The organism is Alphaproteobacteria bacterium (assembly GCA_035625915.1).
Lineage (GTDB): Bacteria > Pseudomonadota > Alphaproteobacteria > JACZXZ01 > JACZXZ01 > DATDHA01.
Map to the genome: position 1 here is coordinate 1 of DASPOR010000124.1, position 21,601 is coordinate 21,601.

A 21,601-nucleotide genomic window follows, 5' to 3' on the forward strand; every position below is an offset into this window, starting at 1 on the left:
GACGCAAAATAGGATAAGCGATGCCGACACATAGCCCCATCCGGAATACCCCTGCGTTCGATTTCAACGATGTTCCGGCGCGCATTCTCGACCCGGCCGCCTGGTACGGCCCCGACTTGGCGAAAGATGGCGAGTGGATCGAGGTGCTGACACCGCGCGAGATCGCCGAAATCGACAATGCCACACAAGCGTTCGCCGCGCGCGACATCGACCTGAGCAAGATCCGCAAATCAGACTTTCCACTTCCCACCTTGGCCGCCCGGCTGGGCCGAATCGTGCGGGAGGTACTCGAAGGGCGCGGCTTTGCGCTGCTGCGGGGCTTGCGTATCGAGCACTATGACATTCGAAGTACCGCAATCGCCTTTCTCGGCCTCGGTAGCCACATCGGCAGTGCGCGTTCTCAGAATGCCAAGGGCCACATCCTCGGCCACGTCCGGGACTTGGGACTGACGAGCGACGATCCCAACGTGCGGATCTATCAAACCCACGAAAGGCAGACCTACCATACGGATTCCTGCGATATCGTGGCACTAATTTGCCTCAAGACCGCCAAATCCGGTGGTCTTTCGAGCTTGGTCAGCTCGGTCACAATCTACAACGAAATGCGCGAGCGGGCTCCGGAGCTGACCCGGCTGCTGTTCGAGCCGATCGAGACTGACCGACGCGGCGAAGTCGGCGTCGGCCAACGGCCCTATTTCCGCATTCCGGTCTTCAACTGGCATGCGGGCTTGCTTTCAGCCATCTATCAGCGTCAGTACATCGAATCGGCACGGCGTTTTACCGACGTAGCACCCCTCACACCACAGCAGGTCGAAGCCCTGGACCTCTTCGACACGCTCGCCAACGATCCAGCCCTTTGCATGCATATGGAGTTCCGCCCAGGCGACATTCAGCTCGTGCACAACCACACGCTTCTTCACGACCGCACCGGTTTCGAGGATTGGCCGGAGATCGAGCGCAAACGGCACCTCTTGCGCCTGTGGCTGGCCCCGGAGGGTGCGCGTCCGCTCCCGCCCGTATTCGCTGAACGCTTCGGCGGGCTGACCCCCGGCAACCGCGGCGGAATTGTCGTACCGGACACGCGAATGAACGCGCCACTTGAGGCGGTCTCGTGAGGGGAATCCGAAATTCGCTCAATCACGCGAGACGTTCAGCCCTTCATTCGAGCAATCAAAGCGTGAGGGGGGTGCGGAAGAGGACGAACTCCTCATCGTCATAGAGGACCTCGGCATTGCTGCCGAGCCGCGCCAGCAACTTGCGAAACTGGAGGCAGGTGATGCCAAGGGCTTGCTCGTGCGCATCGGAGGCGTGCGCTCGGCTGGAGCAACCTCGGTCGTCATCGATACCGTAACCGCTGAATTGCCACAGGACATAATGCGCGGGCGGCAGATGCGCCCACGGGTTGACGAGCCCGCCAAGCTCAACGTCGTAAATCGTGTTCCGGCGGAAATCGAGGTAGAAGGGCGCCCCGATCCACGCCATCGCCGATTCATGTTCGGGAATGAGCGCTTGCAGCCGTTCGATCTTGGCCATCGTCGAGCCGTGTAGGACGTCTTCGCTATAAGCAAGAAAATGGGGGGAGGTTGCGGTCGCGCGAAACGCCAGAATCGTTCCCGTCGATAGCACCTGCTCTACCCTCTGGAAAAGACCGCCCGCGAGAAATGCGAGGCCGGCGAGCAGCGCGATAGCGTTTGTACCCCATGCAATGCGCCTCAGCCAAATACCGTCGATTTGCGCGATGTATGCGGCGCTCAGAAGCGTCAATGGCGGCAATGACCCGATTGCGACAGGACAGAAATAGCGAAGCGCCGTATCTTGATCGATCACCCGAGGGGCCACGACAAGCATCATCGCAAGGTAGGTCGAGGCGAGTGCCAGCCAGGCGCCGACAAAAAAGTGGGCTGGACCGCGCGTATCCTCGGATCGCGCGCTCTTCCGAATCATAAGGGGGGCAACTGCCGCGCCGCCCACGATGAACACCAAGATCGTTATATGCAGCGGCGATTCACCGTAAAATGAGCCGATATTGGAGAAGAGCGACCCCAATCCGTCACCGATCAAAGTTCCGGGCGATGCGACGACCGCGTTCGCCAGGGTGGCGACCGAATTCATCTTGGCCTCAATGGCGTAGCGATAACTCGCGGCATGAAGGGCAAGCCAAGGACTCGCGAAAAGGAGTGCTGAGGCCGCCGTTCCACCTCCCCACCGCATTGTCGTTCGCGCGCTGCGCGAGGCAAGTGCGGTCGCACCGATGGACCACAGGAAGTGACATGCGACGAAGGGGGCGAATGTCGGCTTGAGCGCGATCAACCCGGCATAGACCGACCCCAAGATGGGGGGCGTGGCGACGAAGGAAGGTCGCAGCGCTTGGTGAGAGCGCGGCGGCGCCATGGAAAAAATCAGGAGCATGATCAGTGCGCTGCCCGAATAGAGTGCGCCGATATTCACATATTGGGGATCGATCGCTACGACGAGCAATGTTGAAAGAAGGATCGGCCCAAGCGGTGCTCGGAACCGAAGCCCGGACTCGACGACCATGGCAAGGCAAAGTGCCAAGCAAAATACCGCGTCGGCACCGTTCATGTACGAGAATGGAAAATGCGCCAGCACGAAGGCATGAAGGACGGCTTGGCCGCCAAGGTCTTGAAAGCCGATTGCACTCAACGGACTGCCGAACAAGGTGCCGGTTTCCAGCATTCGGACAGGGTGCGCGAAATATTTCTGGAAATCGTCGGCGTAGTTGAACGCCGCCGGCGGCAATTGGGTGAGAATCGTGAAAGACAGAATTGCAAGGACCAGCGACCACGCCAGCGCCGGACGGAGCACCGTCGATGTGCGCCAACCGCCCACGCGCAAATGCCGCAAAGCCGACAACGGACGCCCTGCAAGCCATAGTGCGCAGCCGAGGGCCACGATCGCATCGAGTGCTAATGCGTAGGCAACGCCAAGAAAATTCAAGATGCCGCCGAGAAACACCCAGACAGCGACCCCAAGCGCTATCGCAAGCGGCCACGGTGCCGTACCAGTCTTGGCGAGCCGGGCTGCGGCCTGTCCCCAGCCGAAGAGAGAGGCGGCATAGAGCGCCATGACGCCGAGCGTCGCGACGACTTTCAGCACTATTGATTCACCCTTGCTGCGAATGCGTCGGCGATCTTGCTCGCCGTCTCGATGACGTTTCGTTCGAGGTCGACCCCGGCCAAAACGAATTTCGCCGCGGCGACATAGGGATTAAGGGTGATCACCGCACCCGGCATGTTGTTGCTGTTGGCGGCCTCCTCGATATCGTAAAGAGGTTTGAGGGTGCCATTCGCAAGATCGTCGACGGCGACGACGACCTGCAAGTCGGTTTGCCCCTGGCCGAAGCCGATGACAGCGCGACGCAGGCGATTGCCCTCCTGCACTTCGGTGAAGACGCCGCGCAACAGCCATCCCATCGATGGGGTTGTCTCGTCTGGCTCCAGGCGACGCGCAGCGAAGCCCTTCTTTTCGAGATCGTCGACAAGCGATCGGGACATAAGGTCGACCAGCTCATGCGCGCGGGTCTGCGGGTCCTTGGAGCCAAAGGGGCCGGGGCGCAATGTAGCGAAGGGTCCGCTCGGAAGGATCCCGCGCTCAGTCTCGATCGATGCGGCGTCGAGGTCGAAATCGCGGACGTAGACCTCCTTGAGCGTTGTCGCCGCCAGAGACGCCGGGGGCATAGGGCCCGTGACTTGCGCCTCGGCTTGTCGCGCGCCCAAGCCGGCGATGAGGGACGCAAGTGCCCAGGCCGCGCACAGTGATTTTACAATCGATCCGATCAAGAAGCCTTCTCCCGTGCGTCGCGACCTTGCCTCGCTCCGCCACCTCGCCCACTGCTCGACCTCATGGCGGCCGCCCCACCCCCGCCGCCTCGCTCAGGCGTCGTAGACTTGCACGCGCAAAGGTCGGCCGGCGGCGGGACAAGCGCTTACGGCACAAAGGTTGTCCATGCGCGCAACGAAATCGACGTAATCGCCGGGCTTGCTGCGGCCGTCCACCGTTTTGATTGCTTTCGACCCGAGATCGTAGTCGATGGTTTGAAAGAGATTGAGCGGATCGGGAATGTTTTCGGGCGCGATCGAGAAGGGCTTGAGCGCTTTTTGCAGCACTTCATAGCAGCCGAACGGCGGTACACCCAGGGGACCGCCTACCTGAAAACGGTTCGGGCTGAAGCCGTGAAAGTCCTTCTCGTGGAAGTTCGCGAAAACCCAGGCGCTGCACATGCCATATTGCAAATCGTGGACGCCATAGGTGTCCTCGACGATCGAGAGGAGGACGCTGTTGTCGCGGCTGTAGAGATTGTGGCCGGCTGTTATCATGAAGCGTCCTTGGTTCGCCTTTGTACGCGCTTGGCTGAAACGCTCCGACGTGCGGTTCGCGTTGAAGCAGACGAAATCGCAGATCGCGCCGCCATCGACGTCGATGACGCGGATATGCTGACCTTGCCGGACCACCCAAGCGCCGCCGTCACGTCCGGGTAGAACGATGTCGATGCAGGTTCTCATCTTGCCCCTCCCAGCGCATTTATCCCCAGTCGACGGTGGCCGTCCCGCCGCGATCTTATTGCCGCATTGTCGAGCCGTCCACGCTCCGCGCCAATTCTGGCACCTTCCCGGAGAACCCGGGCGATTGGGAAAGCCTTGGCGAATGGTTTGACAATGTGTGGGTCCAGGGGTTAGGGAGAACTCGATTTTGCGTCGTCCGAGCGCTTCGCAGCCATATCCAGACGGAGTGAGGCATGCGTTGCCCGGGCCCCGAGGTCGGGCGGGCGGGTTTTTTCTGGAGGTGTCATGCGAAAGTTTATGGTGGCTGCTTTCTTCATAGGTCTACCGCTGATCGCGGCCCACGCCGACGAATCTCAGCCGGCGCCGACGGCATCGGACATCCAGCAGGCCGTGCGCGCGCACATCGCCGCGGAGGTCGGCGCCATTGAGGCGGTTCAGCGCAAGGACGTTCCGCCGATCCGGGAACTTCTAGGACCGATCGCCGACCGTATGTTGCCGGATCCGGCGTCCATACAGGTGACGGTCGATCGCGAAGAGTCCGTCGCTGCCGGCCATTACACTGCACTCGTCACGATCAGCGGGAACCTTGGCACGGAGCAGCGATCGATCGAACTCGTGCGCAAGCCCGATCGTTGGGCTCTCGCCGACGACTGATGTTTTGCGGTATCCAGCCGACCTGTCCCGCTCCGGTCCAGTAGCTGCAGCAAAAGGGTCGTCAGTCCCTTCGATCGGTTTCTGCTGCCGTTAGCACCCGTTGCTGCCGTCACCCTTCATCCGGGAATGACGTTTTTCGCTGTTGTCGCAGGGGGCATATGCCTGCCGCCAGCCTGTTATTGGGGCAGGCGCATCCGACAGCCGTCCAGGAACAATTTAACGGTGTTGCGAACCCAAAAATCGAGCTCGCTTCGACTCATTGGAGCCCCTAGACCCAGCGCCCGGCGCTGGGGAACCGAAATTACCATTTGGAGGAACTGCTCCGCGGCGAATTGGCAGTCCGGCAATTCGAGCTGTCCCGTCTGCGCTTGGCGCTCGAGAAGCTGCGCGATATGACCGACCGCCTCTTGGCGTGCCCCTTGAGCATGTACGACCTCGGCCAGTTTCGGAAACCGCGTTGCTTCCGATAGAATGACGCGATAAAGGGCGAGCGCGTCGGGCGTGAGACTCGCGGAGAGGATAAGATGCGCGAGATTCTCCAATATTTCGTCGAATGTGTCGCCTTTCGGCAGGATCGCGCTATCGGGCGGCCGCAGTCGTTCAATGAGGCGATGCACCACCGCACCGAAAAGATCGGCCTTATCGTTGAAGCGGTGATAAAAGGTGCGCTTGGAGATGCCTGCGCGCTGGGCGACCGCCTCAATGCTGGTCGCACCGTATCCGTGTGTCAGGATGAGCGCAGTCGCTACGTCGAGGATCTTTTCCCGAATACGCGGCGCCTCGACCTGCGACGGGCGGCCGCCGCGCCGCGACGGTCCAATCGAAGATCGAATCCCTTCTGCCGACCTCAATAACGGCCTCCTACCGGTTTTCATCCGCAGTGCCGACGATCGCGGAACAGCCCAATCCTCAAGTCGATGCATCGTAAGAGCGCCGCGACCGGCGCGATGCACGGTTTGGCCGAATCCCCTCGAACGCTCACTTTCATCCATATAATCCAGGGCGCCCTGGAATTAGTAGCCATAATAGTAATAGTGGTAGCGCGGCGGTGGCGGAGGATAAGCAGGGACGACGATGCAGCCGCTCATCGTCGAGAGCAACGCTAATCCCGAGAAGATCTGAACCAGCGTCAAGGTCCTCGGCTGCCGTCCACGTGTGATTGCCCTTCCGATCGTCATTTTCCGTTCCCTTCGATTCCCCCGACACCTGCGGGGACAAGGACCACCCGAGCTTGCCAACGCCAGCCAGTAACTCGCCCCTCTACGGCCCTTCATGGGCGCGGCTGTCTCAGTGATTACGCCAAATTTTAAGGTCGTTTCGATTAAAACGCAACGGTATCGTTGCATTAATTGAAATCGGTTTGTCAAACCACTCATCATCGGCGCCGGCGGTTGGGGTCTCGCTGTTTTTTGCAAATTGCAAAGCGAAATATCGAGCCCCTTTCACCTTGCGCGCTCCTTCACACGACTTACAGGGCAGCTCGCTTGGTTCGGCCAGGCGCGGACCACGACTCGGCTGAAGCTTTTTTCCAGGGAAAACGGCTCTGCGCCGCCCTTTGGCCGTCCTGCCGATCGCCCAGAGCCGGCATCGCAATCCCCAAAACGCGCGCATTGCCTCGATGGCACGGTCCTTGCGCCTGCCTGGCCCGCGCGATAGGCGGCATTTTGGCCGACTTGGCCCCGAGCATCAGTCCGCTGCCGGCGCAGTTTGGGGGGAAATCGAGATGGTTGCCGGGTGGCAGTTCTCGAGGACGGGCATCGCAATCGCCGCCGGAAGGTTGCGGTAATGGATCTCGTCTCAACCGCGTTGTCGGCACTGGCCAGCCTCGACATTCGCTGGCTGAGCGGCGACGTGCTCGACTTCGTCTTCTTCTATCCGCTGTTCATGTCCTATGTCTGGATGGCGGGCGGGCTCTATTACTATTTTTACTGGGAGCGTCGCACGCGAGGACCGGACAATCCCCCGGTTTTCGACGACCCTCCCCTCGTCAGCCTCCTCGTGCCCTGCTTCAATGAAGGCGACAATGTCGACGAGACTATTGCCGGGCTAGCCGCGCAGCGCTATCCGAACATCGAAATCATCGCCATCAACGATGGCTCCAAGGACAATACCGGTGCTGCGCTCGAAGCATTGCTTGGCAAATATCCGGCGTTGCGGGTCATTCATCTCGCCAAGAACCAGGGCAAGGCCATGGCGCTCCGAATGGGTGCGCTCGCGGCCCGCGGCGAGTACTTGGTATGTGTCGACGGCGACGCGATCCTACATCCGAACGCCACCGCCCACCTCGTAAAGCATTTCATGAACGGCCCTCGCGTCGGCGCCGTCACCGGCAATCCGCGCATCCGCACGCGATCGAGTTTGCTCGGCCGGATTCAAGTCTGCGAGTTTTCTTCAATCGTCGGGCTCATCAAGCGCTCCCAGCGCATCTACGGCAACGTGTTCACCGTCTCAGGCGTCATCGCGGCATTTCGGCGCGCGGCCCTGCAGCATTGCGGGTATTGGTCACTCGACAAGATCACAGAAGATATTGCGATATCCTGGTCGCTCGAACTCAATCACTGGCAAATCCGCTACGAGCCGAGCGCGCTTTGCTGGATTCTGATGCCCGAAACCTTCAAAGGACTTTGGCGCCAACGCCTGCGCTGGGCGCAGGGAGGTGCCGAGGTATTCCTCGAGAATTTTCATCGAGTTTGTCGTTGGCGTCACCGCCGCATGTGGCTCGTCGTCGCCGAGTACATTTCGAGCATCGTTTGGGCCTATGCGCTCGCATTGTCGATCGTCCTTTGGATCGTTGGAAAGTTCGTCGCCATGCCGGAAGGCCTGAACGTGCCGACGCTCTGGCCGCCCGCATTCTGGGGTCTGCTGCTGGCGACGAGTTATCTTGTCCAGAGCATTGTGGCGCTGACCATCGAGTCGCGCTACGAGGCCGGGCTATGGCGCTACTACGTTTGGGCCATCTGGTATCCGATGGCCTTCTGGTTCGTCGCCTTCACAACGTCGCTGGTCGGCTTTCCCAAGGCGCTTTTCAAGAAGCGCGGCGCGCGGGGCATATGGACCAGTCCCGATAGAGGATTCAGGTCATTCACGCCAACTGCGTCATAGACGCCTGGGACAGCAGGCCCCGATGGATGCGGCTGCGCGACGTCATTCTGACGGCGCTGCTGTGGGCGTTCTACTTCTACCTCATTCGCTGGGGGATCTGGGTGGCGCTCGGCGCCGTCGGGCTGGGCGACGTCCTGGATCAAATCCTGCCCCCGCTCGACGTCAATGGGCAGCAACCGCGCTGGACGATCGTCGACACACTTTCGCTCTACGGCAGCATTGCCGCGTTCAACGCGGCACTCATGATAGCGTGGAGCCTTTACAACAGAATGCGATTCCGCGGTCGCGAGCGGCGCCGATTCGTGCCCATGGTAACACCGGCAGATCTCGCAAGACTCTATGCGGTTCCCACGCAGGCGGTGGAGCGCTGGCAGGGCTTGCGTCATCTGGTCATTCACCACGACGCCGACGGTAACCTCGTCTATGTGCATCAAACAGAGGAAGGATACTTCGAGAGAAATGGCGAGCGGCCCGCAGATCAGATTCAACGTCCCAAAACGATATTCCCCGTGGTCGGCGAAGCCGCTGCGGAACGCCTTGCAGTCGTGGGCACGGCGCCGGGGCAAGGCGAGATGACGAGCCCGCTGTTCCAGGTGGTGCCACGCTCCTCTTCGGCGCGCCTCTCGGTTCGACGATCGTCGCGTGCGCGCAGCGCCCCAAGGCCTCGCCGAAGAGGTCGCTAGCCGATCCAACCGATTATTGGACGGCGCCAAAATAAATGGCACGGTCCCAGCATCCGTGTCAGGATCGCAGGCATTGGCCGCCGCGCCGGCGGGTGCGCGATATTCGCCCAGACCGGTTGGCAACGTCGAATTGCTTGCTTGAACGCGTCCAGCGCCTGGGGACTCGGCGTGACGTTACGATATTGAGCCAACATTCGGCACCTACGCCGCAGCACCGTGCGCGCTTTCCGCGCGAACGACCGTTCGGGCGGCCGATCTGTGTTCGCGCAGGCGTGGCTGCTGGATTGGCCTTCGCCATGCTTGCCGCGGCCGTCGTGACCGATCTTCATGCCGAGGAATCGGGCGCCCCGGCTTCCGGCGCCACGACCCGCGACAGCGCCGGCGACGACCGCGCAGCACACGAGCGGGCAGTTAAGCTTGCGCGTTCCGGCGACACCGCGTCGGCGCTCGCGATCCTGCAGGCCTTGGCCAAGAAACATCCCGACGATCTCGGCGTGATACGCGATGAAATGGTGGTCTTCGGCTGGGCCGGCCGCCCTTCCGATGTCGTCCGCATTTTCGAGCGCCTGCCGCACGACGAACCCGACTACGTTCTCGCCTCCGCCGCACGCGCCTACCGCGACTTGAAGCGTTTTCCGGACGCTCTCAAGCTTTATCAGGAAGGTGTCCGCCGTTTTCCGACTAACGCCGATTTCGCCGCGGGCGAGATCCTCGTGCTCACCGATATGGGTGAGACGAAGGCGGCTTTCGACAAGGCGGACGCGGCGAGTGCCAGAACGTCCTCGGTTCCCATGCTGCTTGCCGCAATCTATGCCGCCAATTCGCTCGGACGGCCCGTTGACGCGTTGCGCTTTGCCGATCAAGCCTTGGCCATCGAGCCAAGAAACCGCGAGGCGAAGCGCGAGCAAATCCTTGCGATCGAACGCATGGGCGCACCCCATGTGGCGCTTGAGCTCGCCCGCGAGTCGCCGGACGCGGTCACGCCGAGCGACGTGCGCCGTCTTGAAGGAAGCGACGCCGCCGAGCTCGTGCGCTTCGGTAGCCTGGAGCCGCCCTCCGAAGCTGAACGTTTCGCCGCGACCGATAAGGCGATTGCACGACTCGACGAACTCATCGAGCGTTTCAGTAAGGAAGGCGAGACGGCGCGACAAGATCTCCTGCGCGCGCGTTTCGATCGCATGGTCGCCTATCGCGACCGAGTGCGCATGACCGACGTCGTGAAGGAATACGAGAACCTTAGCGCCAGCGGCGTCCATATTCCAAGTTATGCCCTCGAAGCGACGGCGGATGCCTACATTTATTTGCGAGAGCCAGAAATGGCCCTCGAGCTTTACCAGCGCGTGCTCGAGAGCGAACCGACGAGTTTTTCCGCAGCACTCGGGCGGTTCTATGCGCTCGTCGACCTCGAGCGGCTCGACGAGGCACGCGACTTCATACGCAAAGTGGACGAGGAACAACCAAAATGGCGCTGGCTCAAAGGAGATCCCGGCCCACTACCGAACGACCCTCGGCAGGCGGCTGACGAGGCGCTCGCCAACGCGGACCTTTACGCAAACGACCTCGAGGGTGCCGAGACGAAAGCCAGAGCCCTTGTCGACGCGGCGCCCGCAAACCCGTCATTTCGCATAATCCTGGCCGACGTCTATGCGGCTCGCGGATGGCCACGGCGCGCGGCGGAGGAATACGAGATTGCCGCAGCACTTGCTCCGCAGGACCCGGCCGTGGAGATTCCGCAAGGATCCAACGCACTGGCGCTGCACGCGTTCGAGCAAGCGGGGAGTGCGGAATCCGACGCCATCACGCGCTTTCCCGAACGCCGCGACGCCCAGCGCCTCGCCGAGGAATGGGAAATTCACAATCGGCCAGAGATCGACATCGCGGTGAACAAGACCTACGAGTCGGCAACGACCGTCAATGGCGGAAACGGAGTCGCAGTCGACGGCCGAATCTTCTCAGCGCCATTCGATTACGACTGGAGAGCATTCGCGGGCGAGTACATCGCGAGCCAGCTTGTCCCCGAAGGCCATATAACCGACTTCCGCCATGCGGCGGGTATCGAATGGCGTTCGGGAGACTTCGTGGCGTCCGCTGAAGGCAACCTCAACGACTACGGTCGCGACAAGTTCGGCGGCGTGCTTCGGGGTACGTGGGACATCGACGACGAGTGGCAGCTCGACGGCAACGGCCAACTCTTTTCAAAGGACACCCCGCTTCGCGCCCTCAAGAACAAGGTCACCGCAGATTCGGGGTCCGGCAGCGTGACATGGCGTGAGAGCGAGTCGCGCTCGGCTAGTCTCACGGCCGAAGGGATGAATTTCTCCGACGGCAATTTGCGTGGCTCCTTAGACGGCAAATTCGTCCAACGCCTGTGGGCGGGACCCCATGTCAACCTCGATGGCATCGTCGAGCTTGCGGGATCGCAAAACAGCCTCACTGACGTTCCCTACTATAGCCCGCGACACGACTTCCTGGGGGCGGCCGGCATCGATGCGACGCAAATCATCGAACGCCGCTATGAATTCGTCTGGAGCCATGAGCTCGTGGTCAAACCGGGCGCCTACTGGGAACAGGGGCACGGCACGACCTTCGCCGGCTCGCTCACTTACCAGCACAAGATCAAGACAGGCGACGATTTCGAAGTCAGTGCTGGATTCCAACTCGGCCGGCAGGCCTACGACAGTGAGTTCACGAACAGCCTTGCCCTGATTTTGAACCTGACTTGGAGGCCCGAACAATGAGCCGAATCGTCGCCCGGTGCCGTCCGCTGTTATTCTTCATCGCAGTCCTCGCGCTATCGGTGGCAAGCGCTTTCGCCGGGATGGAGGAAGACGATACCGGTGCTTCCGCACCGCGCGGCTTCGGCACGACACCACCGCTGCCGGCCGGCACCTCCATGTTTCTCGCGATCTGCTATCACGCCGTCGAGGATGTCGACCCCGACCAAAGCTATAATGCGGTTTCGACCGCCAAGCTGGTACAGCAGTTCAGTTGGCTGGAGCGCAACGGCTATCATCCGGTCAGCATCGACCAATTGGTCGCCGCACGCGACCGCGGAGTCCCGTTACCCGCTAATCCCGTCCTTCTCACCTTCGACGACGGATATGAGAGCTTCTACACCCGCGCCTTCCCGATTCTGAAAGCGTTCAAATTTCCCGCCGTGCTCGGCCTGGTGCACTCCTGGATGGCGGGGGCGCCCAAAAGCGAGGTTGAGTACGGCAGCAGCATGGCCATGATGCCCCGTTCGTTTTTCATGACATGGGATCAAGTGCGTGAGGTCCAACGCTCCGGGCTCGTCGAAATCGCGTCCCACTCGAACAATCTGCATCTCGGCATTCCGGCTAACCCGCAAGGCAATCTCGAACCCGCTGCCGTCACTCGGCGCTACGATTCGAGCCGCGGCAGCTACGAGACCGAGTCGGCTTACGAAGACCGCATCAAGGCGGACGCCGCGGGAATCTCCGGGGAGATTTTTCGCCAGACCGGCAAGCAGCCCCGCGCGATGATCTGGCCCTATGGAGAGCACAGCGAACTGGCCATTTCCATCTACGGCTCGGCCGGAATGCCGATCACCATGAATCTGATTGACGGTGTGGGCGCACTCGACAAACTCCAGGATACGCCGCGCCACCTCGTCAAGGACGATCCGCAGCTTGCCGACTTCGTTGCCGATATGCACCATCTCGTCCACCACGGTCCGACGCGGGTCGTCCATGTCGATCTCGACTATGTCTACGACCCCGATCCAGCCCAACAGGACAAGAACCTCGGCGCTGTCGTCCAACGTGTCTACGATCTCGGGGTATCGATCGTCTTCTTGCAGGCCTATGCGGACCCGGACGGCAATGGGCTCGCAAAGTCCGTCTACTTCCCGAACAAACTGCTCCCGATGCGGGCCGACCTTTTCAACCGAGCCGCTTGGCAGCTTCGCACCCGCGCCGGCGTGCGCGTATATGCGTGGCTGCCCGTGCTCAGCTTCGCTTTCGGGCAAGAGCTGTCGCACGTACTTGCCTGGAATTCCGAGCGAAACGAGGCAGCGCCGGACCCGGCCCAGCCGGTCCGCCTCTCCCCGTTCGATCCCACGGCGCGTGCGCTGATCGGCCAACTCTACGAGGAGATGGCGGCCAGCACGCCGATTGCTGGAATCCTTTTCAGCGATGACGCGATCCTCACCGATTTCGAGGATGCAAGTCCCGAAGCGCTCGAGGCATACCGGACGGCCGGCCTGCCTGGCTCCGTCGCCGCCATACGCGCCGATCCATTTGCGATGGAAGCATGGACGAGGCTCAAGACCCGCGTTCTCATCGATTTCACCAAGGAGCTTGCGGCCCGCGTCAGAATTCACCGAGCACCCCTTTCGACCGCGCGCAACATCTTTGCACGCCCGATCCTCGAGCCGACCAGCCAAGCCTGGTTTGCCCAGGACCTCGACAGCTTTCTCGCGACCTATGACTACACGGCGATCATGGCGATGCCGCTCATGGAGGATGTTGCGAAGGGGGATGCCGAGGCATGGCTCGACCGTCTGCGCGGCATCGTCGCGAAACGTCCAGGCGGGCTTTCACGCTCGATCTTCGAGCTGCAGGCGGTGGATTGGAGAGTGCCGGAATCGGGCCCCGATCGCGAGGTGCCGACCGAAACGCTGGCGCGCGAAATGCGCCTGCTCGCGCGCCAGGGTGCTCTCAATTTCGGGTATTATCCGGACGACGCACCGGCAAACCACCCGGACGTAAAGGAGCTTCGCAAGACGATTTCCCTTGCCGTCTATCCCTATCGGCCGTGAGCTGCGGTTGCTATCCCGCCCAATCGGGCAGGAGATTTCATTGCGGCCTTCGGAGCCGGCATGTCTCGCGGACTACTGAATGGCGCTGCCGTAGCCGAAATGGTTGAACGGCCCGAAGACGTAGCGCGTTTCCTCGGGATCGAAGGTGCTGCCGGGAAAAGTGTTGCCGGATTGGTTTTTGGTCGCGGCCGCGTCGGAAGATGGGGGATTGCGGATGGCGGTCGGTGCACTGGTCCCGACCTCGCTTATTTGCAGGGCCGGCGCCCGGTCGCCTTCCTTGATGGACTGTGGTGTTCCATCGCCATTTTCGCTCGTGGCCGTTTCCGTACTGAATGCCACTGCCGGTGCCGCGCTCACGAAAAGTGCCAAGGACAACACCGCACAACAAACCGAAGCGCGTTTTATTGACGACATGTCGCCTTCCTTCCAAGTTTCGTCAGGTGGGGATGAACGTCACGTCCGGGCGTTGGCCCGGGATGATACAAAATGTCCGACAGACCTGGCTCGCCCGATGTCGGCACGAGATTTGCGCGTAAAATCCATCAGCAGGATTACCGCCGCGTTCGTCAGGCCGACGGCGAGTGCCAGCGCAACGCCTCTCTGAAAATCCATGCCTAGACGATCGAATTGGCCGCTCGCCCAAAGGCCAGCAAATACAATCGACACCGACATCCAAGAGCAGATTGCGACACGAAAAAGCAAATTGCTCACAAGATCACTCCAGTTCGTGTTAGCGCGTGGCATCACCGGTGCTGGGTGGCGTCGCATCACGCGCCGCGTCGCCAGCTTTCGATACCACTATTGCAGGGTCGTCGTTCCCGACCGCCTGCCGAATTTTCTGAATGGGCGCGAATATACGCGATAATTCGCTTCGATCTGTCCTATTGACGACGTGTTTATTCGTGCCTGCGGCCTCCAGCGCCGTCAGGTGGATGGCCGGCGCATGGACTTCGGCTAACCGGCCACCGCCCGAGACCGCTCGTCTCCTTGGCGGTTCAAGACCCTTCGTCTTACGAAAAATCTCGCCATTCCAATGGGAAAGGGGGGCCTGAAAGCCCCCCTTTTGCCGCATTGGCCAAGCTTCGATCAGTCTGGCCGCGCGAAACTCTAACCCGCGAGCCGACGAAGATCGGGCATTGCCGCTTCAAGACCTCGCCCGAACCGTTCGACTGCCTCATCCACTTCTTCCCGCGTGATGGAGAGCGGTGGGGAGAATGACGTCACTTCGATGAACGGCAGCGGCCGTGTCATCACGCCATGTTCGAGGGCCTTGCGGGATACAATTCTATGCGCGTTGGCCTTGGGATCGAAAAAGCGCCGTTTTGCCTTGTCCGCCACGAACTCGACCGCCAGCATGAGCCCTTCCCCACGCACCTCACCGACGAATGGGTTATCCGCCACTCGTTCCCTCAGGCGTTTCAGGAAATAGGGGCCAACTTTGGCTGCATTTTCGACGAGGCCTTCGCGCTCCATGATGTCGAGGTTCGTCATCCCGAGCGCCCCGCCGACGGGATGACCGGAATAGGTGAACCCGTGCATCACGGGACCAAATTCATCGGATGCGCTGCTCAACACATCCCATATACCGGCTGATATGACGGAAGCGGACACGGGGAAATAGGCGCTTGTAATGCCTTTCGCGAGTGTCACGATATCCGGTTTAAGTCCGTAAAGTCCGGTTGCAAACCACGACCCCAAGCGGCCGAACCCGGTGATCACTTCGTCGGCGATGAAGAGGATATCGTTCTCCTTGAGCAACGCCTGCACCGCTTCGAAGTAACCCTTGGGCGGGAGGAACACCCCACCTGTTCCCATGACCGGTTCGGCGATGAACGCGGCGATGGATTCAGCACCTTCCCGTGCGATTATGTCCTTGAGTTCACGGATCAACCGTGCGGTGAACGCGCTCTCGTCCTCGCCGGGATTGGAAAAGCGGTAGAAATGCGGACACGACGCGTAGTAAACGCCGTCGAGCGGCAGGTCGAATGCCTTGTGGTAGCGCTCGATTCCCGTCAGGCTCGCAGCCGCATAAGTCAGGCCGTGATAGGCGCCGACGCGCGAAATGAATTTCTTCTTTCCGGGCTTGCCCCGCAGATTGTTGTAGTAACGGGCTAGCTTGAAATTGGTGTCGTTGGCGTCCGAGCCGGAGGTGCCGAAAAACATTTTCGAGAGGTGGCCGGCACCTGCCTTCTCCCGAAAGATGCCCAGCACGCGATCCGCCAGTCGGATGACCGGCTCATTCGAGGCAGAGCCGAAAATGTGATAATAACTGAGGTTTCGCACCGCTTGTGCGGCGGTTTGCGCCATTTCCTCGCGGCCGTATCCGATATTGACGCACCAGAGGCCGGCGCCGCAGTCGATCATGTCCTTTCCGGTGCGATCCTTGAGCGTGACACCCTGCCCATCCATCACGATGAGGGGGCCGTTCTTCAGATGCTCGGCAATGGACGTAAGCGGATGGAGCAGGCTTTGCTTATCCATCTCCTCGAGCGAGTAATTTTTCTTGGCAACCGCAGTGTCCATCGATCGATCTCCCGATTTCCGTTAGGGGCGCGTCGCAATGCCAAATTCACCGGTCGGCCAGCCGATCTTCGGGAGAACACCCGAAAAGCCGACCAGCTGCGGGGCTAGTGTGGTGGATTTGCTTGCGCAAAATTCGCGCCCATCCTGAGGCTAGAGCAAGCGCAACTCAAGCCCGAAGTTTGGCCTGCTCGGGGCGTGGGCCGCCGACTCACCCTAGATGGCCGGGGGAATCGCCTTCGCCCGCCGCAAATCGATGGCAGTATGGGCGGCAAGTGCGGCCAATACGATTCCCCCGCCAAGAAGCGACATGGGTCCCGGACGTTCTCCGAGGAACGCCCATACCCAAATCGGCCCGAGGATCGGCTCCAGGAGCGCGATAAGGGCGACCTGTGCCGCGGGTGCGCGCTGAGCACCTGCAACGAACAGCACGAACCCCGATCCGAGCTGGAATGCGCCGAAGACGAAAAGGAGGCCGAAGTCGCCTCTTGTCACCGACAGCGGTTCGCCGAGCGGAAGGGCGACAAGTGCCGCGAGCGCACAGCCGAGGCATGTCGCTGGCGTCATCCGCACGTCCCGGTATTTGCGAATTGTCACGGTCGCTATCGCCGAACCGAGGGCTATGAAGAACGCCAACAGATTGCCGAGTAGCGATCCCGGAGCAATCGATGCGGAGACCATGACGGCCACGCCGCCGAGTGCGACCGCCATGACGAGCCAGCTCCGCACATCCACCTTCTCGCCGAGGACCACATAGGCAAGCGCTGCCGCGATGAGCGGCGAGGTACTGAAAATGATCAGCGTGTTGGCAACGGTCGTGAGATGGAACGACAAGACGAGACAGATCGACGACGTGCCGATGCACACACCGACCACGACACCGGGAAGACCCATCGCCCGGAAGACTTGCACGCTCCGGCCCCGCTCCCGCCAGCCGATATAGCTTATGAGGAAGCCCGCTGCGGAAAGCGAACGCCAGAACACCGTGGTCCACACATCCGCAGCGTCCAGGGAGCGGACGATCAATCCGCCCGTGCTCCAAAAGATTGCGGCCAACGCGACGAGTGCGATTCCTCGGCGATGGGTCGTGGCGTCGAAGCGTGCCGCGGTCGCACTTTGCACCAATTCACCTGCGATAACGGGGGTGCGACGTTCGAAGACGTCGACACTTGGAACGCCCCCGATCGGTGTAATGCAGCATTTCCGAATGACTTACATTGCGGCTGCGCATCGCACAAGGATCGAGAGCAGCGCTATAATGCTCCCCAATCCCGGCAGCGCTCGTTTCAGGACGGACTCGATGCGCGCGATTGTGCTTCACGCCGCCCGTACATCACTTCGGCTCGAGGATCGGGCCGCGATGCCGCAGGCCGGCAGTCATGAGGTCTTGATCCGGATCCGTGCATGCGGCGTTTGCCGCACGGATCTCCACATCGTGGACGGTGAGTTGGCCAACCCGAAGCTGCCACTCGTGCCCGGCCACGAAATCGTGGGTATCGTTGTTGCCGTCGGGCCGGCGGTGGAAAGACTCGCGGTCGGCGACCGTGTTGGCGTTCCCTGGCTCGGCTGGACCTGCGGGGAATGCGACTATTGCCGGCGCGGACAGGAAAATCTCTGCGCCCATGCGCGTTTCACCGGGTACCAAATTGACGGAGGGTATGCCGAATACACGGTCGCGAACGAGCGGTTTTGCTTTCCGCTCCCCCCCGTTTTCGACGACGTTTCCGCCGCCCCGCTCCTCTGCGCTGGATTGATCGGCTTTCGCGCCCTCCGCCTCGCGGGGGACGCGAAGCGGCTCGGCCTCTATGGCTTCGGTGCGGCAGCACATATTGCAGTGCAAGTGGCACGCCATCGCGGCCAACAAGTCTTTGCGTTCACGAAGACGGGTGATATCGCCGGGCAGGACTTTGCGCGCGGCCTGGGTGCGGTATGGGCTGGCGGCTCGGATGAATTGCCGCCCGAGCCGCTCGATGCGTCGCTCATCTTCGCGCCCGTTGGCGCCCTTGTCCCCGCTGCCCTCAGGGCGACCGCAAAAGGTGGCAGCGTTATTTGCGCCGGAATCCACATGAGCGATATTCCCACGTTCCCCTATCGGCTGCTCTGGGAGGAACGCGTTCTCCGATCCGTCGCCAACCTGACGCGGCAAGATGGCGACGAGTTTCTCGCCATCGCATCAAGGGTGCCGATTCGCACCACGACGACGGTTTTTCCCCTTGCTCAAGCGAACGAAGCGCTCGAGCGCTTGCGCGAAGGCCGCATCGAGGGTGCGGCCGTTCTGGCGCCCTAGAGCTTGAGACTTTTCCCGAAATTAGGGTGGGACAAGTGGCCATCATTTCAATTACTTAGTACATTCTAACCTATGAATTTAACCTGTATTTTTGACTTTACGCGGTTATTTGCCGGGTAAGTCCCTGTCGACGGACCAGTCATGCATTTGCAGATGACCCGGCTAGCTTCGCCTTCAACCTCGGCAGTGCGAAATCGAGGAACGCGCGCAGCTTGAGCGGCAATAGACGTCCTCCTGCATGAACAAGGTTGACGGGAGACGGTTTCGGTTCGAAATCCTCGAGCGCCAGAACGAGCTTGCCCGCTCGGACCGCCTGTGCCGCTTGGTAGAAGAGGACGCGCGTGACGCCGACGCGTGCGATCGTCGCGTCGATTGCCGCCTCGGCCGTGTTGACGATGAGACGCGAGTGGATCGGGACACGCACTTCGGACTTTCCCGCCACGAAAACCCACGCCTCAGGCGATGTTAATCCCTCGAACGAGACGCAATCGTGCCCGCTCAGTTCATCGGGACGAGCCGGCGTGCCCCGCTTCGCGAAGTAGGTGGGGCTTGCGCAAACGACGCGCCGGATCGAGCCGACCCGGATTGCGACCAAGCTGCTATCGGGCAATTCCCCGATCCGGACGGCGAGATCGACACGGTCCTCGAAAAGATTGATGATCCGGTCTGTAAGTGCGAGCCGAAGATCGATCTCGGGATAGACCCTGAGGAATTCGATCACGATGGGAAGCACGTGAAGGCGGCCGAACTCGATCGGTGCTGAGAGGATCAGGTTTCCCTTGGCGGTGCTGAATTCACCCGTGGCTGCGCGCTCGGCTTCACCGACATCCTCCAATATTCGCTTGCAGGCGTCGACATAGGATCGGCCTGCATCGGTCAAGGCGAGTTTCCGGCTCGAGCGGATCAGGAGGCGTGTTTTGAGATGGCCCTCGAGATCCGAAACCTTGCGGCTGACGGTCGCGAGCGGGATGGCAAGCCGTCGAGCCGCCGCAGACAGACTGCCTGCCTCGACGGCCGCCACCAGGATCGACATCGAATCAAAGCGGTCCATCTCGCCTTCCGAAATTTGGAAGGATACTTACACATTTTAGCTTCTTATATTCTTATTTGGAAGGGGACTAATAGGTAGGGGTTGGTTGTTCAATCGAAATCACGAAAGGAACCGGCCATGTCGCGTATTCCCACGCCTGCCGCGATCGAGGACGCTCCCGCCGCGTCGCGGCCATTGCTTGAAGGGGTCAAAAAGCAGCTCGGTGCTGTGCCGAACATGTTTCGGCTGATCTCGAACAGCCCTGCAGCGCTCGAAAGCTATCTCGGCCTCAACAGCGCATTGAACAAAGGTGCACTCCCCGCCCCGACGCGCGAACGGATTGCCCTTGCGGTCGGCGAGATCAACGGCTGTACCTATTGCCTTTCGGCACATACTTACCTCGGCAAGAAACTCGCGAAGCTCGACGATGCCGAGATTGCCGCCAATCGCAGCGGCGCTTCGAACGATGCGAGGGCGGATGCCGCCGTGCGTTTTGCCGTAAAAGTCGTAAACACCCACGGCCACGTCAGCGAAGCCGATCTGGCCGCTGTCAAAGCCGCTGGCTACGATGACGCCCAAGTCGTCGAGATCGTGTTGCACGTCGCCCTCAATACCTGGACGAATTACATCAATGAGGTGGGCAAAACCGACATCGACTTCCCGGTCGTCGCCGCGCTCAAGGCGAGCTGAGCGGCCGGCCCTGCCGTCGCCCGCCGGCGAAAAATCGATTCCGCCGGCGGGTGCCTCGTCGGAATCGCCAATGGAGGACCACGCAAATGAGCCGCCCCCCTCTCCCGCCCTTTACCGCCGCGAGCGCGGTTGAAAAGGCGCGTATGGCCGAAGATGCCTGGAATACCCGCGACCCCACTCGCGTCGCCCTCGGCTACACGACCGACAGCCGCTGGCGCAATCGCGCCGAGATCTTCGAGGGCCGGGACGCCATCGTGGCGTTCTTGACCCGCAAGTGGGTTCGCGAGCTCGATTATCGCCTGATCAAGGAAGTCTGGGCCTTTCGCGAGAACCGCATTGCCGTCCGCTTCGCCTATGAATGGCACGACGACAGCGGCAACTGGTTTCGCAGCTACGGCAACGAGAATTGGGAATTCGACGAGCATGGTCTGATGCGCGTGCGTCACGCGAGCATCAACGATCTCCCGATTGCGGAGGGTGCGCGCAAATATCGCTGGCCCCTCGGCCGACGCCCCGACGATCACCCGTCCCTCAGCGATCTCGGGCTTTGAGCGAGCACATCATGGATGGCGGCACGAAATTCTCCAGCGACGTCGCGTTCACACCGACGGTCAAAGCGATACAAAGCCGCAAAGGCTCCCGTCGATCCTATGGAAAAATGGAAGAGCGCGGCTCGTGGCAGACACTGATTACGCCCGATCTCAAACACTTCATCGAGGCTCAGACGAGCGTCTTTCTCGCGACCGCGAACGTTGAGGGCCAGCCCTATATTCAGCATCGCGGCGGACCGGCCGGATTTCTAAAGGCGCTCGACGACCGGACGATCGGCTTTGCCAACTTCACCGGCAACCGGCAATACATCACGCAAGGCAACCTTGCGGACAATCCCAAAGCGCATCTTTTCTTGATCGACTTTACCGATCGGCGGCGCATCAAGATCTGGGGCGAGGCGCGCGTCGTCGAAGGCGATGCGGCGCTGATTGAAAATCTCATGCCGCAGGACTACGAAGCTCGTCCCGAGCAAGCAATTCTCTTCACCGTTGCCGCTTGGGACGCGAACTGCTCCCAGCACATACCACAGCGCTTCGAGGCCGCCGACGTCATTGCCGCGATCGTCGCCCGGGACAAGCGCATAGCACAACTCGAGGCAGAGATTGCCGTCTTGCGGGAGGCCGTGGGATAGGCGCCTTTATCACGAGCGTCATTGCCGGAGCGCTAAAAGGCGCGGATGCCCGGGTCAAGTCCGGGCATGACGAGTGGAGAGGTCCGGAGGTTAGACCCGGGCATCCAAGTGCTGCTCGACAGCGTTGACTTTTATTGCATGCGCCATAG

The 21,601-nt window shown here is 61.1% G+C and carries 20 protein-coding genes; 11 read left to right on the plus strand and 9 right to left on the minus strand.

The genetic code is table 11. The features are described from left to right. Positions 1 to 20: 20 nt before the first annotated feature. Positions 21 to 1,115 (plus strand): TauD/TfdA family dioxygenase, encoded by a 1,095-nt coding sequence (locus VEJ16_10445; GenBank protein ID HYB10079.1) that lies wholly within the window; start codon positions 21 to 23, stop codon positions 1,113 to 1,115. 55 nt (positions 1,116 to 1,170) lie between these two features. Here the strand turns inward: VEJ16_10445 and VEJ16_10450 are convergent, their stop codons facing one another. From VEJ16_10450 to VEJ16_10460, 3 genes are all read right to left on the minus strand, one after another. Continuing rightward, entirely contained in the window at positions 1,171 to 3,117 is a 1,947-nt protein-coding gene (locus VEJ16_10450) for a hypothetical protein (GenBank protein HYB10080.1), read from the minus strand. After that, positions 3,117 to 3,800 (minus strand): DUF4410 domain-containing protein, encoded by a 684-nt coding sequence (locus VEJ16_10455; protein HYB10081.1) that lies wholly within the window; start codon positions 3,798 to 3,800, stop codon positions 3,117 to 3,119. Before VEJ16_10455 ends, VEJ16_10450 begins: the two co-directional genes overlap by 1 nt. A 93-nt stretch (positions 3,801 to 3,893) precedes the next feature. Continuing rightward, positions 3,894 to 4,523, minus strand: coding sequence for an urea carboxylase-associated family protein (locus VEJ16_10460; GenBank protein ID HYB10082.1), 630 nt, complete (start codon positions 4,521 to 4,523; stop codon positions 3,894 to 3,896). Positions 4,524 to 4,808: 285 nt separating this feature from the next. Between VEJ16_10460 and VEJ16_10465 the strand changes: the two genes are divergently transcribed. Next, positions 4,809 to 5,177, plus strand: coding sequence for a hypothetical protein (locus VEJ16_10465; GenBank protein HYB10083.1), 369 nt, complete (start codon positions 4,809 to 4,811; stop codon positions 5,175 to 5,177). Positions 5,178 to 5,353: 176 nt separating this feature from the next. Here the strand turns inward: VEJ16_10465 and VEJ16_10470 are convergent, their stop codons facing one another. Both VEJ16_10470 and VEJ16_10475 read right to left on the minus strand, forming a co-directional pair. Next, on the minus strand, positions 5,354 to 6,028 hold the full coding sequence (locus VEJ16_10470; GenBank protein ID HYB10084.1) for a TetR/AcrR family transcriptional regulator: 675 nt from the start codon (positions 6,026 to 6,028) through the stop codon (positions 5,354 to 5,356). Positions 6,029 to 6,190: 162 nt separating this feature from the next. After that, positions 6,191 to 6,355, minus strand: a complete 165-nt coding sequence (locus VEJ16_10475) for a hypothetical protein (protein ID HYB10085.1) — start codon at positions 6,353 to 6,355, stop codon at positions 6,191 to 6,193. A gap of 607 nt (positions 6,356 to 6,962) precedes the next feature. On the opposite strand from VEJ16_10475, the gene pgaC reads away from it, so the two are divergent. The 4 genes from pgaC (at position 6,963) to pgaB (ending at position 13,742) form a co-directional block, all read left to right on the plus strand. Then, a complete protein-coding gene (gene pgaC / locus VEJ16_10480) occupies positions 6,963 to 8,279 on the plus strand; it encodes a poly-beta-1,6-N-acetyl-D-glucosamine synthase (protein ID HYB10086.1) in 1,317 nt (438 codons plus the stop codon). Positions 8,280 to 8,305: 26 nt separating this feature from the next. Next, a complete protein-coding gene (gene pgaD, locus VEJ16_10485) occupies positions 8,306 to 8,962 on the plus strand; it encodes a poly-beta-1,6-N-acetyl-D-glucosamine biosynthesis protein PgaD (GenBank protein ID HYB10087.1) in 657 nt (218 codons plus the stop codon). 272 nt (positions 8,963 to 9,234) lie between these two features. Then, on the plus strand, positions 9,235 to 11,700 hold the full coding sequence (pgaA, locus tag VEJ16_10490; GenBank protein HYB10088.1) for a poly-beta-1,6 N-acetyl-D-glucosamine export porin PgaA: 2,466 nt from the start codon (positions 9,235 to 9,237) through the stop codon (positions 11,698 to 11,700). Further along, a complete protein-coding gene (pgaB, locus tag VEJ16_10495; GenBank protein HYB10089.1) occupies positions 11,697 to 13,742 on the plus strand; it encodes a poly-beta-1,6-N-acetyl-D-glucosamine N-deacetylase PgaB in 2,046 nt (681 codons plus the stop codon). Before pgaA ends, pgaB begins: the two co-directional genes overlap by 4 nt. Before the next feature lie 72 nt (positions 13,743 to 13,814). Here the strand turns inward: pgaB and VEJ16_10500 are convergent, their stop codons facing one another. Continuing rightward, complete coding sequence (locus VEJ16_10500) at positions 13,815 to 14,156, minus strand: hypothetical protein (GenBank protein HYB10090.1); 342 nt, start codon at positions 14,154 to 14,156, stop codon at positions 13,815 to 13,817. A 72-nt stretch (positions 14,157 to 14,228) separates the two neighbouring features. On the opposite strand from VEJ16_10500, the gene VEJ16_10505 reads away from it, so the two are divergent. Then, positions 14,229 to 14,360, plus strand: a complete 132-nt coding sequence (locus VEJ16_10505; protein HYB10091.1) for a hypothetical protein — start codon at positions 14,229 to 14,231, stop codon at positions 14,358 to 14,360. 489 nt (positions 14,361 to 14,849) lie between these two features. Here VEJ16_10505 and VEJ16_10510 read toward each other — a convergent pair whose 3' ends face one another. Both VEJ16_10510 and VEJ16_10515 read right to left on the minus strand, forming a co-directional pair. Continuing rightward, positions 14,850 to 16,265, minus strand: coding sequence for an aminotransferase (locus VEJ16_10510; GenBank protein HYB10092.1), 1,416 nt, complete (start codon positions 16,263 to 16,265; stop codon positions 14,850 to 14,852). A gap of 213 nt (positions 16,266 to 16,478) precedes the next feature. Further along, positions 16,479 to 17,384 (minus strand): DMT family transporter, encoded by a 906-nt coding sequence (locus tag VEJ16_10515; protein ID HYB10093.1) that lies wholly within the window; start codon positions 17,382 to 17,384, stop codon positions 16,479 to 16,481. A gap of 178 nt (positions 17,385 to 17,562) precedes the next feature. On the opposite strand from VEJ16_10515, the gene VEJ16_10520 reads away from it, so the two are divergent. Next, positions 17,563 to 18,549 carry a zinc-dependent alcohol dehydrogenase family protein gene (locus VEJ16_10520; GenBank protein ID HYB10094.1) on the plus strand — a complete coding sequence of 329 codons (987 nt, stop codon included), beginning with the start codon at positions 17,563 to 17,565 and terminating at the stop codon, positions 18,547 to 18,549. A 139-nt stretch (positions 18,550 to 18,688) separates the two neighbouring features. On the opposite strand, the gene VEJ16_10525 is transcribed toward VEJ16_10520, so the two are convergent. After that, complete coding sequence (locus VEJ16_10525) at positions 18,689 to 19,600, minus strand: LysR substrate-binding domain-containing protein (GenBank protein ID HYB10095.1); 912 nt, start codon at positions 19,598 to 19,600, stop codon at positions 18,689 to 18,691. A gap of 117 nt (positions 19,601 to 19,717) precedes the next feature. Here VEJ16_10525 and VEJ16_10530 point away from each other — a divergent pair, with 117 nt between their 5' ends. The 3 genes from VEJ16_10530 (at position 19,718) to VEJ16_10540 (ending at position 21,452) form a co-directional block, all read left to right on the plus strand. Beyond that, positions 19,718 to 20,269 (plus strand): peroxidase-related enzyme, encoded by a 552-nt coding sequence (locus VEJ16_10530; protein ID HYB10096.1) that lies wholly within the window; start codon positions 19,718 to 19,720, stop codon positions 20,267 to 20,269. 86 nt (positions 20,270 to 20,355) lie between these two features. Further along, positions 20,356 to 20,820, plus strand: coding sequence for a DUF1348 family protein (locus tag VEJ16_10535; GenBank protein ID HYB10097.1), 465 nt, complete (start codon positions 20,356 to 20,358; stop codon positions 20,818 to 20,820). Positions 20,821 to 20,831: 11 nt separating this feature from the next. After that, complete coding sequence (locus VEJ16_10540) at positions 20,832 to 21,452, plus strand: pyridoxamine 5'-phosphate oxidase family protein (GenBank protein ID HYB10098.1); 621 nt, start codon at positions 20,832 to 20,834, stop codon at positions 21,450 to 21,452. Positions 21,453 to 21,601 lie beyond the last annotated feature (149 nt).

What these genes read in the sequence shown, in the direction of transcription:
- VEJ16_10445 (HYB10079.1), top strand. Translation starts at nt 21, where the DNA reads ATGCCGACACATAGCCCCATCCGGAATACCCCTGCGTTCGATTTCAAC.
- VEJ16_10460 (HYB10082.1), bottom strand. Translation starts at nt 4,523, where the DNA reads ATGAGAACCTGCATCGACATCGTTCTACCCGGACGTGACGGCGGCGCT.
- VEJ16_10465 (HYB10083.1), top strand. Translation starts at nt 4,809, where the DNA reads ATGCGAAAGTTTATGGTGGCTGCTTTCTTCATAGGTCTACCGCTGATC.
- VEJ16_10475 (HYB10085.1), bottom strand. Translation starts at nt 6,355, where the DNA reads ATGACGATCGGAAGGGCAATCACACGTGGACGGCAGCCGAGGACCTTG.
- pgaC (HYB10086.1), top strand. Translation starts at nt 6,963, where the DNA reads ATGGATCTCGTCTCAACCGCGTTGTCGGCACTGGCCAGCCTCGACATT.
- pgaD (HYB10087.1), top strand. Translation starts at nt 8,306, where the DNA reads ATGCGGCTGCGCGACGTCATTCTGACGGCGCTGCTGTGGGCGTTCTAC.
- pgaB (HYB10089.1), top strand. Translation starts at nt 11,697, where the DNA reads ATGAGCCGAATCGTCGCCCGGTGCCGTCCGCTGTTATTCTTCATCGCA.
- VEJ16_10500 (HYB10090.1), bottom strand. Translation starts at nt 14,156, where the DNA reads ATGTCGTCAATAAAACGCGCTTCGGTTTGTTGTGCGGTGTTGTCCTTG.
- VEJ16_10505 (HYB10091.1), top strand. Translation starts at nt 14,229, where the DNA reads ATGTCCGACAGACCTGGCTCGCCCGATGTCGGCACGAGATTTGCGCGT.
- VEJ16_10510 (HYB10092.1), bottom strand. Translation starts at nt 16,265, where the DNA reads ATGGACACTGCGGTTGCCAAGAAAAATTACTCGCTCGAGGAGATGGAT.
- VEJ16_10520 (HYB10094.1), top strand. Translation starts at nt 17,563, where the DNA reads ATGCGCGCGATTGTGCTTCACGCCGCCCGTACATCACTTCGGCTCGAG.
- VEJ16_10525 (HYB10095.1), bottom strand. Translation starts at nt 19,600, where the DNA reads ATGGACCGCTTTGATTCGATGTCGATCCTGGTGGCGGCCGTCGAGGCA.
- VEJ16_10530 (HYB10096.1), top strand. Translation starts at nt 19,718, where the DNA reads ATGTCGCGTATTCCCACGCCTGCCGCGATCGAGGACGCTCCCGCCGCG.
- VEJ16_10535 (HYB10097.1), top strand. Translation starts at nt 20,356, where the DNA reads ATGAGCCGCCCCCCTCTCCCGCCCTTTACCGCCGCGAGCGCGGTTGAA.
- VEJ16_10540 (HYB10098.1), top strand. Translation starts at nt 20,832, where the DNA reads ATGGATGGCGGCACGAAATTCTCCAGCGACGTCGCGTTCACACCGACG.